The 16,716-nt window shown below is 66.2% G+C and carries 16 protein-coding genes; 4 read left to right on the top strand and 12 right to left on the bottom strand.

Going from position 1 to position 16,716, the window contains the following annotated elements:
* Positions 1-76 precede the first annotated feature (76 nt).
* The gene (locus QW845_RS15575) at positions 77-1,240 is read left to right on the top strand and encodes a cytochrome P450 (protein WP_315802437.1); all 1,164 of its coding nucleotides are present in this window, start codon (positions 77-79) and stop codon (positions 1,238-1,240) included.
* 107 nt (positions 1,241-1,347) lie between these two features.
* On the opposite strand, the gene QW845_RS15570 is transcribed toward QW845_RS15575, so the two are convergent.
* On the bottom strand, positions 1,348-2,466 hold the full coding sequence (locus tag QW845_RS15570) for an NADH:flavin oxidoreductase (protein WP_315802436.1): 1,119 nt from the start codon (positions 2,464-2,466) through the stop codon (positions 1,348-1,350).
* 180 nt (positions 2,467-2,646) lie between these two features.
* Between QW845_RS15570 and QW845_RS15565 the strand changes: the two genes are divergently transcribed.
* The gene (locus tag QW845_RS15565; protein WP_409997925.1) at positions 2,647-2,970 is read left to right on the top strand and encodes a winged helix-turn-helix transcriptional regulator; all 324 of its coding nucleotides are present in this window, start codon (positions 2,647-2,649) and stop codon (positions 2,968-2,970) included.
* Positions 2,971-2,990: 20 nt separating this feature from the next.
* Here the strand turns inward: QW845_RS15565 and QW845_RS15560 are convergent, their stop codons facing one another.
* From QW845_RS15560 to QW845_RS15510, 11 genes are all read right to left on the bottom strand, one after another.
* Entirely contained in the window at positions 2,991-4,487 is a 1,497-nt protein-coding gene (locus QW845_RS15560; RefSeq protein ID WP_315802547.1) for an AMP nucleosidase, read from the bottom strand.
* 117 nt (positions 4,488-4,604) lie between these two features.
* Complete coding sequence (locus QW845_RS15555) at positions 4,605-5,564, bottom strand: Gfo/Idh/MocA family oxidoreductase (RefSeq protein ID WP_315802434.1); 960 nt, start codon at positions 5,562-5,564, stop codon at positions 4,605-4,607.
* Complete coding sequence (locus QW845_RS15550; protein WP_315802433.1) at positions 5,565-6,428, bottom strand: class III extradiol dioxygenase subunit beta; 864 nt, start codon at positions 6,426-6,428, stop codon at positions 5,565-5,567.
* Positions 6,429-6,818, bottom strand: coding sequence for a protocatechuate 4,5-dioxygenase subunit alpha (gene ligA, locus QW845_RS15545; RefSeq protein WP_006609598.1), 390 nt, complete (start codon positions 6,816-6,818; stop codon positions 6,429-6,431).
* A gap of 12 nt (positions 6,819-6,830) precedes the next feature.
* A complete protein-coding gene (locus QW845_RS15540; protein WP_315802432.1) occupies positions 6,831-7,745 on the bottom strand; it encodes an amidohydrolase family protein in 915 nt (304 codons plus the stop codon).
* Between the two features lie 8 nt (positions 7,746-7,753).
* Complete coding sequence (locus QW845_RS15535; RefSeq protein WP_315802431.1) at positions 7,754-8,677, bottom strand: NAD(P)-dependent oxidoreductase; 924 nt, start codon at positions 8,675-8,677, stop codon at positions 7,754-7,756.
* Between the two features lie 6 nt (positions 8,678-8,683).
* Positions 8,684-9,379: a 4-carboxy-4-hydroxy-2-oxoadipate aldolase/oxaloacetate decarboxylase gene (ligK, locus tag QW845_RS15530; RefSeq protein WP_315802430.1), complete on the bottom strand. Its 696-nt coding sequence runs from the start codon at positions 9,377-9,379 to the stop codon at positions 8,684-8,686.
* Positions 9,380-9,396: 17 nt separating this feature from the next.
* Positions 9,397-10,422 carry an amidohydrolase family protein gene (locus QW845_RS15525; RefSeq protein ID WP_315802429.1) on the bottom strand — a complete coding sequence of 342 codons (1,026 nt, stop codon included), beginning with the start codon at positions 10,420-10,422 and terminating at the stop codon, positions 9,397-9,399.
* Positions 10,423-10,465: 43 nt separating this feature from the next.
* Positions 10,466-11,842 (bottom strand): MFS transporter, encoded by a 1,377-nt coding sequence (locus QW845_RS15520; protein ID WP_315802428.1) that lies wholly within the window; start codon positions 11,840-11,842, stop codon positions 10,466-10,468.
* A gap of 513 nt (positions 11,843-12,355) precedes the next feature.
* On the bottom strand, positions 12,356-13,255 hold the full coding sequence (locus tag QW845_RS15515; RefSeq protein ID WP_315802427.1) for a LysR substrate-binding domain-containing protein: 900 nt from the start codon (positions 13,253-13,255) through the stop codon (positions 12,356-12,358).
* 275 nt (positions 13,256-13,530) lie between these two features.
* A complete protein-coding gene (locus QW845_RS15510) occupies positions 13,531-13,944 on the bottom strand; it encodes a TspO/MBR family protein (protein WP_315802546.1) in 414 nt (137 codons plus the stop codon).
* A 275-nt stretch (positions 13,945-14,219) separates the two neighbouring features.
* Here QW845_RS15510 and QW845_RS15505 point away from each other — a divergent pair, with 275 nt between their 5' ends.
* Both QW845_RS15505 and QW845_RS15500 read left to right on the top strand, forming a co-directional pair.
* Positions 14,220-15,179 carry a MoxR family ATPase gene (locus QW845_RS15505; RefSeq protein WP_315802426.1) on the top strand — a complete coding sequence of 320 codons (960 nt, stop codon included), beginning with the start codon at positions 14,220-14,222 and terminating at the stop codon, positions 15,177-15,179.
* Between the two features lie 5 nt (positions 15,180-15,184).
* The gene (locus QW845_RS15500; protein WP_315802425.1) at positions 15,185-16,561 is read left to right on the top strand and encodes a vWA domain-containing protein; all 1,377 of its coding nucleotides are present in this window, start codon (positions 15,185-15,187) and stop codon (positions 16,559-16,561) included.
* Positions 16,562-16,716 lie beyond the last annotated feature (155 nt).

The raw sequence follows: 16,716 nt of genomic DNA, 5'->3' as shown, positions 1-16,716 counted from the left end.
TCACGCCGCGGCCACGGCTCGGCTAGATCGGTGAAAAGAACAACAACGACCACACTCAATGGAGAGGAGGCCCGACATGTTCACGTTCGACCCGTATTCGCCGGCGGTCGATGCCGACCCGTTCCCGTTCTACAAGACGCTGCGCGACGAGCACCCCTGCTTCTGGAGCCAGCAAGCCCAGATGTGGATCCTGTCGCGCTATGCCGACGTGGCAGCGGCGGGCACGAACTGGCAGACCTATTCGTCGGCTAAGGGCAACCTGATGACCGAGCTGCCGAACCGCGCCGGCGCGACGCTCGGCACCACCGATCCGCCGCGCCATGACCGGCTGCGTGGCCTCGTCCAGCATGCCTTCATGAAGCGCAATCTGGAGAGCCTGTCAGGCCCGATCCGCGACATCGCGCGCGACAGCGCCGAGGCGCTGCGCGGCCAGGACCGGTTCGACTTCATCGACGCCTTCTCGTCGAAGTTCACGGTGCGCGTGCTGTTCGCCGCACTCGGCCTGCCGCTCGGCGACGAGCAGACGGTGCGCGACAAGGCGGTGCTCATGGTGCAGAGCGATCCGGTGAGCCGCGCCAAGGGACCGCAGCACATCGCAGCCTACAACTGGATGCAGGACTATGCGGCCGGCATCATCGCGGAGCGCCGGGCGCGGCCGCAGAACGATCTGATCTCGCATTTCAGCATGGCCGAGATCGACGGCGACAAGCTCGACGAGCGCGAGGTGCTGCTGACGACGACCACGCTGATCATGGCCGGCATCGAGTCTCTCGGCGGCTTCATGACGATGCTGGCCTACAATCTCGCCGATCACGACGACGCCCGCCGTGCGGTCGTCGCCAATCCCGATCTGCTGGCGGACGCCGTCGAGGAGTCGCTGCGCTTCAACACCTCGGCGCAGCGTTTCCGCCGCTGCCTGCAGAAGGATCTCACCCTGCACGGCCAGACCATGCGCGAGGGCGATTTCGTCTGCCTCGCCTACGGCTCCGCCAATCGCGACGAGCGGCAGTTTCCCAATCCCGACGTCTACGACATCACGCGCAAGCCGCGCGGCCACCTCGGCTTCGGCGGCGGCGTGCATGCCTGCCTGGGATCGGCGATCGCGCGCATGGCGATCAGGATCGCGTTCGACGAGCTGCACAAGGTCGTGCCGGACTATCGCCGCACCCAGGAGCAACTGCCCTGGATGCCGTCATCGACCTTCCGCAGCCCGATGTACCTGGAGCTGACGGCTCATTAGTCGGTCGCAAGGACGGGATGGCGGGCTCGAGCACGCACCTCGCGGACGGTACGCTCCCTCGCCCCGCTTGCGCGGGGCGAGGGAGGCGCCAACCGGTTTACCAGAGCTCAAACCAGCGCGCCGAGATCCGCCGCGCTGAAGCCCTTCAGGCCGGCCTTGTCGCCGGACTTGATCTTGGCGACCCATTCGGCATCGCTGATCAGCGCGCGGCCGACTGCGATCAGGTCGAACTCCTCCTTGGCCATGCGCTCCAGCAGCGCATCGAGATCGGCTGTCGTCGACGGCTTGCCGGCGAACGCCGAGAAGAACTCGTCGGACAGGCCGACCGAGCCGACGCTGATGGTCGCGGCGCCCGTGATCTTCTTGGCCCAGCCGGCGAAGTTCAGGCCCTTCTCGCCGTCGACGTCCGGGAATTCCGGCTCCCAGAAACGGCGCTGCGAGCAGTGCAGGATGTCGACGCCGGCCGCGACCAGCGGCTGCAGCCAGTCGGCCATCAGCGCCGGCGTCTCGGCGAGGCGCGCCGCATAGTCCTGCTGCTTCCACTGGCTGACGCGCAGGATGATCGGAAAATCCGGCCCCACCGCCTTGCGGATCGCGGCGACGATTTCGCCGGCGAAGCGCGAGCGCTCCTTGATGCTGGCGCCGCCATAGCGATCCTCGCGCTTGTTGGTGCCGGACCAGAAGAACTCGTCGATCAGATAGCCGTGGGCGCCGTGGATCTCGAGGGTGTCGAAGCCCGTGCGCTTGGCGTCGGCCGCGGCCTGCGCGAATGCGGCGACGGTGTCGGCGATGTCGTTCTCGGTCATCGCGTTGCCGCGCGGCTTGCCAGGCGCAACCAGCCCGGACGGGCTCTCGACCGGCGCATCAGGCTCCCAGCGGCTCATGCCCTTGGTCGAGCCGGTGTGCCAGATCTGTGGCGCGATGCGGCCGCCGGCCGCGTGTACGGCGCTCGCCACGCTCCGCCAGCCGGCCAGGGCTGCGTCACCGTGGAAGAAGGGAATATTGGGCTCGTTGCGCGAGGCCGGACGGTTGACGACAGTGCCCTCGGTCAGGATCAGCCCCACGCCGCCTTCGGCGCGGCGACGGTAATAAGCGGCATTGGCCTCGCCGGGAACGCCATTCGGCGCCGCGTTGCGGGTCATCGGCGCCATGACGATGCGGTTCTTCAGCTCCAGCGACTTCAGGCGAAACGGACGAAACAGCACGCTGGTATCGAGGTCGGACATTCAGAGGGCTCCATTGCGTTCGGAACCGCTCCAGTATACTTCGTAAACCTGAAGTCAATCAGGCACCCGAAGTCGCTCAGGTATATCAGAGGAAACCGCGTCGTGACCGTCGCGTCGACATCAGAGACCGCCCCGCTCCGCTGCAAGCCGCAGCACTTCTCGTCGGAGTGCCCGAGCCGGGTGCTGATCGACCAGATCGCCGACAAATGGTCGATGATGGTGCTGGCCGTGCTGGACGGCGGGCCGTTGCGCTTCAACGCGGTCAAGAAGCAGCTCGAGGGCGTCACCCAGAAGGCGCTGACGCAATGCCTGCGCCGGCTCGAGCGCAACGGCCTCGTCGCGCGGGAGGTAATCGCGGACTCGCCCGTTGCCGTCCAGTACGAGATCACGCCGCTCGGCCGGACCCTGCAGCCGCCATTCCGCGCGCTCTACGCCTGGACCATCGCCAAGATGCCCGAGGTCGAGCAGGCGCGTCAGGCCTTCGACGAGCGCCGCGGCCGCTGATCGGCGGCGGTCGCAGACCGCTATTGAAAGGCGACTTCGGCGAAGCTGCGCAGCTTGCGCGAATGCAGCCGCTCCGACTCCTGGTGCTTCAGGAGCTCCAGCGCCTTCAGCCCGATCTGGAGATGCTGGCCGACGCGCTGCCGGTAGAAGTCGCCGGCCATGCCGGCGAGCTTGATCTCGCCATGCAGCGGCTTGTCGGAGACGCAGAGCAAGGTGCCGTAGGGCACACGGAAGCGATAGCCGTTGGCGGCGATGGCGGCGGACTCCATGTCGAGCGCGACGGCGCGCGACTGCGACAAGCGGCGGATCACCCCAGGGCCGGAGATCTCCCAATTGCGGTTATCGACGCTGGCCACCGTGCCGGTCCGCATCACCCGCTTCAGCTCAAAGCCGGAATAGCCGGTCACCGTCTCCACGGCCTCTTCGAGCGCGACCTGCACCTCGGCCAGCGCGGGGATCGGCACCCAGGGCGGCAGCTCCTGGTCGAGCACGTGGTCCTCGCGGACGTAGCCGTGCGCGAGGACGTAGTCGCCGAGCCGCTGAGTGTTGCGCAGTCCCGCGCAGTGGCCGACCATCAGCCAGGCATGCGGCCGCAGCACCGCAATGTGGTCAGTGACGTTGCGCGCATTCGACGGGCCGGTGCCGATGTTGATCAGTGTGATCCCCTGATGGCCTGGCTCGACCAGATGAAGCGCCGGCATCTGTGGCGTGCGCGCCGGCGCGGAGCCCGTGGTGCCGCCGCCGAGCCGCGCGGTTCGCGTGATCACATTGCCCGGCTCGACGAAGGCCTCGGCTGCCCCCTGCGCGGCCGCCAGCTGCTGGCGGCCCCAATCGGCGAAGGCGTCGACATAGAACTGATAGTTCGTGAAGATCACGAAATTCTGGAAATGGTCCGGGTCGGTCCCGGTGTAGTGATAGAGCCGACGCAGCGAGTAGTCGACGCGCGCGGCGCGGAACAGCGACAGCGGCTCCGGCATGCCGGGCTTCAGCTCGAGCGTGCCGTCGGCGATCGCATCGTCCATGGTCGCGAGATCCGGAGCGTCGAACACGTCGCGCAGCGAGCGCGTCACCAACGGGCTCTCGTGGTGCGGAAGCGCCGTCTCGATGTTGATGTCGCGGCGATAGGCGAAATGCACCGGGATCGGCTCGGCCGACTCGCCGATCTCGACCGGCATGCCGTGGTTCTCCACCAGCAGACGGATCTGCTCGGTGAGATACGAACGGAACAGGTCTGGCCGCGTCACGCTGGTCTCGTGCACGCCGGGCCCTGCGACGAAGCCATAGGCCAGACGCGAGTCGAGCCGGGCATGACTTGCGGTCGTCAGCCGCACGAAGGGATAGGTGGCGCGGATCCGTGTCGCCGGCACGAGGCCGTTGGCATAGGCCTCGAAATGGCCGCGCAGGAACGCCGTGTTGCGCTCGTAGATCTCCTCGAGCCGGGCCACCGCGGCGGCCGCGTCGGTAAAGCTTTCGGTCTGGAACGGTTGCGGCGATTGCACGGTCAAGGGCGGCCTCATCTTGCTGAAGCCGATGGTAAGCGAAGCCGCCATACGAGTGCAACGCTCGTCGGCGGATCTTCCAGGCGCCGCCGAGGGTCCCCTCCCCGCGCGCCGAGACGCGAGGAGGGAATCGGCTCAGCCCTTCGCGAGCTGCGCGTCGAGGTCGTGCAGCACCTGGTAGCAGGGCAGCACCTGGGCAACGGACGCGTTGGGCTCGCGGCCCTCGCGGATCGCGGCGAAGAACTCACGGTCCTGCAGCTCGATGCCGTTCATGGAGACATCGACCTTGGAGACGTCGATCTTCTCCTCCTTGCCGTTCACCAGATCGTCGTAGCGCGCGATGTAGGTGCCGGTGTCGCCGATGTAGCGGAAGAAGGTACCGAGCGGGCCGTCATTGTTGAACGACAGCGACAAGGTGCAGATCGCGCCATTGGCGGCCTTGAGCTGGATCGACATGTCCATCGCGATGCCCAAGGTCGGATGGATCGGTCCCTGGATCGCATTGGCCTTCACGATCGGCGAGCCCGCCTGGTAGGCGAACAGGTCGACGGTGTGCGCGGCGTGGTGCCACAGCAGATGGTCCGTCCAGCTGCGCGGCTGGCCCAGCGCATTCATATTGGTGCGGCGGAAGAAGTAGGTCTGCACATCCATCTGCTGGATGTGAAATTCGCCGGCCTTGATCTTCTTGTGCACGAACTGGTGGCTCGGATTGAAGCGGCGGGTGTGACCGCACATCGCGACCAGCTTGGTCTCCTTCTGCAGCTCGACCACCTGCTGGGCGTCCTTCAAGGAGTCGGCGAGCGGAATCTCGACCTGCACGTGCTTGCCGGCCTTGAGGCAGTCGATCGCCTGCGCCGCATGCATCTGTGTCGGCGTGCAGAGAATGACGGCGTCGACCTCCGGCAGCTTGAGGCTGTCGGCGAGCTCAGTCGCGACGTGCTTGATGCCGTATTTGTCGGCGACTTCCTTGGTCTGGTCGAAGCGGCGGCCGACCAGCGACACCACCTCGACGCCATCTATGTTCTTGATGCCGTCGAGATGCTTGATGCCGAAGGCGCCGGCGCCGGCGAGCGCGACCTTGATCGTCTTGGCCATTTAGTTGTTCTCCAGGATGAGATGGCCGACCGCGGTGTTGCTGGCCGGCACATGATAGAAGCGGTGGCGCACGGTCGGCGCGTTGCCCTTCTTGGTCTCGTTGACGTCGCTCATGGCGCCGCGCGCGATCAGCCACATCACGAGCTCGATGCCCTCGCTGCCGGCCTCGCGGACGTAGTCGATGTGCGGCACCTTGGACAGGCCTTCGGGATCGTTGATCAGCTTGTCCAGGAACATGTTGTCCCATTCCCGGTTGATCAGGCCGGCGCGCGGGCCCTGCAGCTGATGGCTCATGCCGCCGGTGCCCCAGATCTGCACGTTGAGCGGCTCGTCATAGCTCTCGATCGCCTTGCGGATCGCCTTGCCCAACATGAAGCAGCGGCGGCCCGACGGCACCGGATATTGCACGACGTTGACGGCGAACGGGATCACCGGACACGGCCAGGCATCGACCTGGCCGAACACGAGGCTAAGCGGCACGGTCAGGCCGTGGTCGACGTCCATCTTGTTGACGATGGTGAGGTCGAAATCGTCCTGGATCACCGACTGCGCGATATGCGCGGCGAGCTTCGGATGCCCGATCACCTTGGGCACCGGGCGCGGGCCCCAGCCCTCGTCGGCCGGCTGATACTCGGCCGCAGTGCCGATCGCGAACGTGGGAATCATGTCCAGGCTGAAGGCGGTCGCGTGGTCGTTGAAGACCAGGAACACGACATCAGGCTTCTGCTCCTTCTCCCACTGCTTGGCGAAGTCGTAGCCAGCGAACACCGGCTTCCAATAGTCCTCGCCGGTCTTGCCGAGGTCGAGAGCTGCGCCGATCGCCGGCACGTGCGAGGTGAAAACGCTTGCGGAGATTTTTGCCATTTACTTCTTCTCCCCGGTGTAGCGGTTGCCCTCAACCGAGCGGCCGCCCTTGATCATCATCTCGCGATACTGTTCTTCGGTCATGCCGGTCATGCTGCCGGCCATCTGCTGAAAGCTCTTGCCGTCGGTCGCGCCGATCTTGGCCAGGAAGTAGATGTTGCCACCAAGCGCAATGCAGCGGTTGAGGTCGCGGTCGAGCACGGCCTGCTTCTGCTCCTCGCTCATCGGCCATTCGTCGAGATAGGCGCGCTCGTTGGCCTTGAAGCGGGCGCGGTTCTCCGCCTTCATCAAGGACATGCAGAACTGGTTGAGGTGATAACCCATCCGCGACATGTCCGCGTCGAAGATGGTCGTGCCGGGAACGTCGGTATAGGGTTTGTCGAGCGACATCGCTTCCCTCCTTCAGGATTCTTCGGGCCAGTACAGCCGCATCGGATTGTCGACCAGGAGCTTCTGCTGCAGCTCCGCGGTGACGGCGATGTGGGGAATGAAGTCGACCAGCAGGCCGTCATCGGGCATGTGGTCCTTGAGGTTCGGATGCGGCCAGTCGGTGCCCCACAGCACGCGATCCGGGAACGTCTCGACGATGCGCTTCGCGAACGGCACCACGTCGCGATAGGCGTTCTGCTCGCCGTTCAGCGCCGGCGGTCCCTTGACCGAGAGACGCTCCGGGCAGCTCACCTTGGACCAGACGTTGGAATGCTCGCGCATGAACTTCACGAACAGCTCGAACTCCGGGCCATCGACCGGCTTGGTCACGTCAGGACGACCCATGTGGTCGACGACGACGGTGGTCGGCAGCGACGTGAAGAAGTCCCACAGCTCGGGCAGGTCGACGGCTTCGAAATAGATCACGACGTGCCAGCCGAGCTTGTTGATGCGGCTGGCGATCTCGACCAACTCGTCCTTGGGCGTGAAGTCGACCAGGCGCTTCACGAAGTTGAAACGGACGCCGCGCACGCCGGCGTCGTGCATCGCCTGCAACTCGGCGTCGGTGACGCTGCGCTTGACGGTGGCGACACCGCGCGCCTTGCCGTTCGAATGCGCCAGCGCATCGACCATTGCGCGGTTGTCGGCACCGTGGCAGGTCGCCTGCACCACGACGTTGCGGGCGAAGCCGAGATGGTCGCGCAGCGCGTAGAGCTGCTGCTTGGAGGCGTCGCAGGGCGTGTACTTGCGCTCGGGCGCATAGGGGAATTCGGCGCCAGGGCCGAACACGTGGCAATGCGCGTCGACGCTGCCGGCCGGCACCTTGAAGCGCGGCTTCGACGGGCCGTCGTACCAGTCGAGCCATCCCGGGGTCTTCTGGAACTCCATGAGGTTCCCTACTCCTTGGACTTGATCTTGTTAATGATACGATCGGCCTCGGTGCGCCAGTCCGGGCTGCGCGCGAACTCCTTGGTGCCGCGCGTGCCGAACAGGCCCTCATCGGCGAGATCGGCGACCCAGGCCTGGCGCTCGGCGGTGCCGTCCGCCGACCACGGCGTCAGCCCGATGTCGCGTACGGTCTCGGCCACCTCCCTCACCTCCTCGGCGCGGCGGCGGCCATGCTCGATGACCCGCTGAAAGAAATAGGCGCCCTGCTTCTCCCAGTCGATCCCGGGAAAGGTCTCCTTCAGCGAGGCCAGCACCGCGTCCTCGACGCCATAGGCGCGGGCGGTGGTGAAGCTCTCGATCACCATCGCCTCCAGGCCCTTGATCATGATGCTGCGGCACATCTTTGTGGCCGAGGCCACGCCGAGCTTGTCGCTGGCGGGCTTGGCGGCGAAGCCGAGATCGTTGAGCAGCGGGGCCAGCTCGCGCGCGCCGGCGCCTCCCAGCAGCAGCGGCACCTTGATGCGATAGGGCGGCACCGAGGTCATCACCGCGCCTTCGACATAGCGGCCGCCGGCTCCGTCGATCAGCGCAGCCGCGCGCTGCTTGGCGCCGGGCGAAGCCGAGTTGAAGTCGAGGAACCACGCGCCTGGCTTGATCTTCGGAGCGCAGGCTTCCGCCACCGCCACGTCCTGACTGGCGGTCACCGCCGAGACGATGAAGTCGGCCTGCGCCGCCAGTTCGGCATGCGAGGCCGCGAGCGTCACGCCGATGCCGTCGGCATGGCTGCGCATGGCGTCGCCGCGGCTGTCGGCAAGCTTCACATCATAGGCCGAGACGCGCACGCCATCCTTGCGCAGATCCTCGGCGAGTATCTTGCCGACCTCGCCGTAGCCGATCAGCCCGACATGCCACTGGTTCGACGCCGCGGTCATCGCTGCTCAATCGATGTATTTGAGCCCGGCCTTCGCCAGCGGCTCGCGCATCTTGTACATGTCGAGGCCGAGCACGCCCGACGCCAGCTTCTCGCGCTTGTCGGCCTCGTTGGCCTCGCGCGCCGCGGCCGCATCCGCCGCCTGGTGCGCGACAGCAGCCGGCACCACGACGATGCCGTCGACATCGGCGACAATCACGTCGCCGGGATTGACGGCTGCGCCGGCGCAGACGATCGGGATGTTGACCGAGCCGAGCGTGGCCTTGACCGTGCCGCGCGCGGAGATCGCGCGCGAGAACACCGGGAACTGCATGTCGGTGAGATCGGCGACGTCACGGACGCCGCCGTCGATGACGAGGCCCTGCGCGCCGCGGGCGCGGAAGCTGGTCGCCAGGAGATCGCCGAAGAAGCCGTCGGTGTTCTCGACCGTGCAGGCCGCGACGACGACGTCGCCGGGCTGGATCTGCTCGGCCGCGACATGCAGCATCCAGTTGTCGCCGGGCTGCAGCAGCACGGTGACGGCCGTGCCGCACATCTTGGCGGTCGGATAGATCGGGCGCATGTAGCATTGCATCAGGCCGACGCGGCCCATCGCCTCGTGGATGGTGGCGACGCCGAACTTCGACAGCTTCTCCACCGCCGCCTTGTCGGCGCGGTTGATCTTCGTCTTGACGATGCCGAGATTGTTCATGGGGGTGCTCATATCGCCTGCCCTTTAGATTACTTGCCCTTGGCCTTCAACGCGGCGTCGAGACGCGGGAACACGCGCCGCGCATTGCCTTCGTAGATCTGGTGGCGCTGCTCGGGGGTCAGCTTGGCGGCCTCGATGTAGCGCTTGGTGTCGTCGTAGTAGAAGCCGGTCTCCGGATCGATGCCGCGGACGGCGCCGATCATTTCCGACGCGAACAGGATGTTGTCGATCGGGATCACGCCGGTCAGGAGGTCGATGCCCGGCTGGTGATAGACGCAGGTGTCGAAGAAGATGTTGTTGAGCAGATGGTCCTTCAACAGCGGCTTCTTCAGCTCCTGGGCGAGGCCGCGGAACCGGCCCCAGTGATACGGCACCGCGCCGCCGCCATGCGGGATCAGGAACTTCAGGGTCGGGAAGTCCTTGAACAGGTCCGACGTCAGGCACTGCATGAACGCGGTGGTGTCGGCGTTGAGATAATGCGCGCCGGTGGTGTGGAAGCAGGCATTGCAGCTGGTCGAGACGTGGATCATCGCGGGGATGTCGAGCTCGACCATCTTCTCGTAGATCGGATACCAGTGCCGGTCCGACAGCGGCGGCGAGGTCCAGTGGCCGCCGGACGGGTCCGGGTTCAAATTGATGCCGACGAAGCCGTAGTCCTTGATGCACTTCTCGAGCTCGGGAATGCAGGTCTTGGGGTCCACGCCCGGCGACTGCGGCAGCATCGCGACGCCGATGAAATTGTCCGGGAAAAGCTTGCTGACGCGGTAGCAGAGCTCGTTGCAGATCCCAGCCCAGGTCGAGGACACCTGGAAGTCGCCGATATGGTGGGCCATGAAGCTCGCGCGCGGCGAGAACACGGTGAGGTCGCTGCCGCGCTCCTTCATCTTCTTGAGCTGGTTGCTCTCGATGCTCTCGCGCAGCTCGTCGTCGCTGATCGAAAGCTCCGACGCCTTGGGCATGACGGAGGGATCCTTGATGCCCGCGATCTGCCGGTTGCGCCACTCTTCGAGCGCCTTCGGAGCCGTCGTGTAATGGCCGTGCACGTCGATGATCACGTCAGTCTCTCCCTCAGATTGTCTCGCGAGCCAGCTAGCGCCTTCAATGCGCCGCCACGGGGGCGCCGACATCCTTGCCGCTGGCGCGGCCTCCCGGTCCCACGACCTGCTTTACCACAAGGGCGAGCGCCGCGATCAAGCCGGGAACTGCGATCACGGTGAAAATCTCGCTGAAGGTCAGGTGCCGCGCGGTCAATTCGGCGACCAGGAACGACCCGGCGATACCGCCGAAGCGACCGATGCCCATCATCCAGGCGACACCGGTGGCGCGGCCCTGGGTCGGATAGAACGCCGCGGCCAGCGCCGGCAGCGACGACTGCGCCGTGTTCATGACCACGCCGGCGACGAACACGATCACCACCAGGAAGCCCATGTTGCCAGCCGCCTGCCCAATCAGGAAGATCGTGACCGCCGTCAGCGCATAGCCGACCGCGACGATGCGGTTGGCGTTGAAGCGGTCCATCAGCACGCCGAAGAACACCGCCCCGACGCCGCCGAGCGGGAACAGCGCCGAGATCAGCGTCGCGGTCTGCGGGTTCAGCCCGACATCCTTGAACAGGATCGGCATCCAGTTGATCAGCGAATAGAAGATCACCAGGCCCATGAAATAGGTGACCCACAGCATCAGCGAGCCCACACGCAGCACCGGCGACAGCACCATGCCGATGCCGGTGGCATTGACGCGCCGGGTGGTCTCGGCATGCTCCGGCTCCAGCATCACGAACTGGCCGACTTCGGAGGCGGCAGAGGAGACCCTGCGCATGACCTTACGGACACGGTCGACACTGGCGCCTCGCGACAACAGATAGTGCACCGATTCCGGCAGGATCGCGATCAGCAGCACCGTCAGCACCAGCGGGGTGACGCCGCCGAGCACCAGCACGCTGCGCCAGCCCCATTGCGGGATCATCCACGCCGCGAGAAAGCCGCCGCATGCCGCGCCCAGCGGAAAGCCGCAGAACATCAAATTGGTCATGGTCGCGCGCAGCCGGCCCGGGCAATACTCGCTGAGCAGGGTCACGGCATTCGGCATGGCGGCACCGAGGCCGATACCGGTGACGCAGCGGAGCACGGTGAGCTCGGTGAGGTTGCTCGCGAACGCCGAGGCAAGACAGGCGATGCCGAAGATCAGCACGGAGCCGACCAGCACCAGCTTGCGGCCGAGACGATCGGCGATAGGCCCTGCGAACAGCGCCCCGCCGGCAAGGCCGAACAGCGCCGCGCTCAGCACCGGTCCCAGCGCCGACTTCTCGATGCCCCACTCCTTCAGGAGCGACGGCGCGATGAAGCCGATCGCCGCGGTGTCGAAGCCGTCGAGCAGCACGATGACGAAGCCGAGCGCGAAGATCAGCCACTGGAAGCCGGAAAACGGGTGGTCGTCGAGAAAGGCCTGGACGTCGACACGGGCGGTCGTTGGCATCGCTTCTGCTTCCTTGGGGTGCTGTTCTGGCGCATCAACCGAGGTCCGCAGACGCCCGTTCCTCGCGTGGTCGGGTCTTGCAGCTTCGGCAGCTTGACAGGCTATGTGACGGACAGGGACAGCGCGCACCAGCGCCCGGCGGCTTCTATCAGCTATTCCGAAACGGCATAAAATGTCACATGAGCCATGCTGAATTTAGAATGGGTCTGGAGAGGCCGCCACAGCCGCTTGGGCGCGACGTCGAGGCTCACACCTCCACCTCCCCAGGCGACGCTGCTACACTTGAAGATCGGAGCTTTGCGCTCGCGTGTCTCCAAGTCGTCAGGGCCGGGCTTGTCCCGGCCATCGACGTTGGTCGGCATCCTGGGAATGACGTGGATGCCCGGGACGAGCCCGGGCATGACGGAGTAACTCACTGGCGGGGTTGCTCGTCCCAGGAGTCCGATATCTTCACATGCCCGCCTTGAACCTCCAGAGGACAATGGCACCGCCCGAACCGAACTGACGCAGCGCTCAGCGCGGCAGCTTCCTGATCAACGCGGTCGCCAGCTTGATCGTCTGCTGCGCCAGCGGCGTCGGGCGCTTGTGCGCCGAGGTGACGAAGCACAGCACGCTTGTCGGGGCCGGCTCGGTCAGCGGCCGGATCGCGAGCTCGCCGGCGCGGCCCGAGGCGGCGACGCCGCTCGGGGTCAGCACCGCGTGGCCGTAGCCGGCGCAGACGAGATCGATGATCGAAGGCACGCTCGATACCTCCCAGGCGATGTCGAGCTTGATCCCGGCGAGCGCGGCCTGCGTCTCCAGCAGGCGCCGCATCGCGTGCACCCGCTCCGGCATGATCAGGCTGTAGCGCGACAGCTCGGCCATCGGCAGCGGCGCGGTGACGCGGCGCTTGCCCTTCGGCGCGTGGCTGACGAGGGCGAGCGGCTCCTGCAGCACCGGCGTGATCTCGATGCCGGCCTGCGCCTCGGGATTGTAGACCATGCCGACATCGATGCGGCCCGTGGTGACCCACTCGACCACATGCGTCGACAGGCCCTCGACCACGGCGAGGCGCGCGGCCGGATATTCCTTCCGGAAGCGGTCGATCAGCGGCAAGGTCAATTGCCGCGCGATGCTCGGCGGCAGGCCGATGGTGACGCGGCCGACCGGCGCATCGCGGCTGGCGCCGAGATCCTCGCGCGCATGCGCCACCAGCTGCAGCACGCCGACGCTGTGGTCGAGCAGCCGCTTCCCCGCTTCAGTCAGTTCGACGCCGCGCCCGTTGCGCGCGAACAGCTGCTGCTTCAATTCCGATTCCAGCGCCCGCACCTGCCGCGACAGCGCCGGCTGCGCCACGTCGAGCACGGACGCGGCCTTGCTGAACGAGCCGAGCTCGGCGACCTGGACGAAGTATTCGAGCTGCTTGAGGTTCATGGGCGGTGGCCCCGCGAATGCCCGTGGTGTGACGCGAACTCGGAGCCGCAAGCGCGCTGCAACCTCGCCCCGCTTGCGGGGCCGCGACGAGCTTCGCTCGCGCTGAGAGGTCGGATTGCATCGTCAGATGCAATCCGGGTGAGGGGGTACAGGTCTATCCGCGAACACCCCCCGCGCGGCTGCCCCTCACCCCAACCCTCTCCCCGTAAGAGCGGGGAGAGGGAGCGCACCGTTGTTCTCATCTGACAGCGAGCTTTCATCAAACCCGCCTCATCTCAATTCAACACGTTCACCGAAAAATTCAGCACCGACGCAAACCCTACCCAGCACGCATAGGGCACGAACAGCAACGCGGCGATCCGATCCTCGCGCCATTGCATCACGATGAAGATCACGATCAGCACGAACATGCTGGCGATGATCGCGAACGCGACCCACATCAGATGCGCGGTGAAGAACACCGGCGACCAGGCGAAGTTCAGCACCAGCTGTCCCCACCACACCTGCATCACAGCGCCGCTTTCGACCCGCTCATAGGTGCGCCAGCCGGCGACCGCAATCATGATGTAGAGCACGGTCCAGGCGATCGGAAACAGCCAGCCCGGCGGGGTGAACCAGGGCTTGTTGAGCGAGCCGTACCAGGCGCCGGGCATGTTGGAGGCGCCGATGATCCAGCCGCCTCCGACCACGAGGACCAGCAGGACGAGGAGATGCAGGATGGATCGGTTCATATTCCGCTCGGCGTGATTTACAGGAGGAGGTTCTCGGTCCGTCCGCTGGCGACCGGCAGCCATGCGGCTTGGGCACCCACGCACGCACTGGACAGGGCTGCCGGGTGCGCGTAGCCAGGACATAACACAATGCGAGGAAAAGTCAGGGTTTTCGCCCTGATACCAACGTCCAGGGACCGGAACGCCGATCACATCTGCGCCGGGTCCTGATACCAGGAAACGGAGTTTCGTCAGTGGCTGATTCCCCGGCCTCCCCTTCAGCCATCGCCTCGATCGCGGCCGTCGAAGCCGGCCTCGCCGCGCAGGGCTATATCGCCAGCCGCCAGATCGCCACCGCCGTCTACCTGTCGCAGGCGATCGACAAGCCGATCCTGGTTGAGGGGCCGGCCGGCGTCGGCAAGACCGAGCTCGCCAAGGCGATCGCCGCCTGGCGCGGCCTGAAGATGATCCGGCTGCAATGCTATGAGGGTCTCGACGAGGCCAAGGCGCTGTACGAGTGGAAATACGCCAAGCAGCTGCTCTACACCCAGATCCTGAAGGACAAGCTCGGCGAGGTGCTCGGCGGCGCCCAGACCTTGCATGCCGCGCTCGGCCAGCTGCATGATTTCGGCGACGTGTTCTTCTCCAAGGAGTTCGTCGAGCCGCGGCCGCTGCTGCAGGCGCTGCTCGAGCCAAACGGTTGCGTACTGCTGATCGACGAGATCGACAAATCCGACGCCGAGTTCGAATCGCTGCTGCTGGAGATCCTCTCCGATTTCCAGGTTACGATCCCCGAGCTCGGCAGCATCGCCGCCGCAAAGCCGCCGACGGTGATCCTGACCTCCAACTCCGAGCGCAATCTCGGCGACGCGCTCAAGCGGCGCTGCCTGCATCTGCACATCGGCTTCCCCGAGCAGAAGCTGGAGGAGCGCATCGTCGAGAGCCGCGTGCCCGGCATCGCGCAGAATCTGCGCCGGCAGCTCGTGGCCTTCATCCACGACGTCAGGACGCTCGACCTGAAGAAGCAGCCTTCGGTGAGCGAGACCATCGATTGGGCGCGCGTGCTGGTGCTGCTGCAGGCCGCTGAACTCGGCCACGAGGTGGTCAAGGACACGCTCAACGTGCTGCTGAAATACGAATCGGACATCGAGGTCGCGCTGCCGCAGGTGACGACCTTCGTCGCCAAGGCGCAGCGCCAGAACATCTTCGGGTAGGCGCCATGCAGGAGAACCTGCATCGGTTCTTCCGGGCGGCGCGCGGCGCCGGCGTGCACGTCTCGCCGGCCGAGAGCATCGACGCCATGCGCGCGGTGGCGAGCGTCGGTCTCGCCGACCGCACGGTGCTGCGCGACAGCCTGCTGCTGACGCTCGCCAAGAGCGAGGACGAGAAGAAGGCGCTCGGCGCCTGCTTCGACCTGTTCTTCGCCCATGTCGATCCGGCGCAGGCCGAGGCGAATGACGAGACGCGGCAGGACGCGGCGTCGAAGGAGGCCCAGGCAGCTCCGCCATCATCGGGACAGCCGGCCGGCGCCGAGGCGGATGCAGAGCTTGGGCCCCTCGCCCAGATGCTGCTGACGCAGAACACGGCTGACATCTCGGCCGCGATCGCCAACGCGTCCAGCGCCGTCGGGCTGTCGGAGATCCGCTACTTCACCCAGCGCGGCCTGTTCTCCAGCCGCATGCTGGAGACGATGGGCATCCAGCGGCTGCGCGACGATCTGGATACGCTCACCGAAACCAATCCGGCATTGGCGGAGCGGCTGCAGGCCGGGCTCGACGGCCTGCGCGACACCGTGCGCGATGCCGTCGCGCAGGCGCTGGCGCTGTACGGCCGAGAAGAGACCGAGAATCTGCGCCACGAGATCCTGCGCAATGCCCAGCTCTCGCGCATCGAGCCGCGCCAGGTCGCGGCGATGCGGGCGCTGATCCGGCAGATCGCGCGCCGCCTGCGCGAGCGCTATGCGAAGCCGCGCAAGCGCCAGCGCCGCGGCCATCTCGACGTCCGCCGCACGCTCCGCCGCAACGCCGCCTGGGGCAGCGTGCCCTTCCTCACCGCGTGGAAGCGACGGCACCGCGACCGCCCGAAGATCGTCGCGCTGTGCGACGTCTCCGGCTCGGTCGCCCGCGTCTCGGACTTCTTCCTGCTGCTGATCCACAGCCTGCACGACGTCGTCAGCGACGTCCGCTCGTTCGCATTCTCCGGCCACCTGATCGAGGTCAGCGATATCCTGGAGCAGAAGCCGGCCGAGGAGGCCATGGCCGAGATCATGCACAAGGTCGGCTTCGGCTCGTCCGACTACGGCTCGTCACTGGTCGATTTCGAGAAGCAGTTCATGGCCTCGGTGACGCCGCAGACCACCGTGATCATTCTGGGTGATGCCCGCAGCAACAAGCTCGCCCCGCGCGCCGACATCCTGAAAGCGATCTCTGAGCGCGCCAAGCGCGTGGTGTGGCTCAATCCAGAGGGCCGCATGACCTGGGGCTGGGGCGATTCAGAGATGCCGCGCTACCAGACCTTCTGCAACGTCGTCCGCCCCTGCGCGACGGCCCAGCAGCTCGAGCGCGCCGTGAGCGACATCGTCTCGGCCTATCAGTAGGCCACCGCTCTCACCCCGTCATTGCGAGCGAAGCAAGCAATCCAGGGGTGGAGCAAGGACTCTGGATTGCTTCGTCGCTGCGCTTCTCACCATGACGCCGAAAATTCGTAGGGTGGCAAAGCCGTCGTGCGGCGCAAGCCGCGCGATGGCGTGCC

Source organism: Bradyrhizobium sp. SZCCHNS3002, from assembly GCF_032377435.1.
Lineage (GTDB): Bacteria > Pseudomonadota > Alphaproteobacteria > Rhizobiales > Xanthobacteraceae > Bradyrhizobium.
Note: the sequence above shows the minus strand (reverse complement) of the source record. Positions and strands in the feature narration are given on the sequence as shown.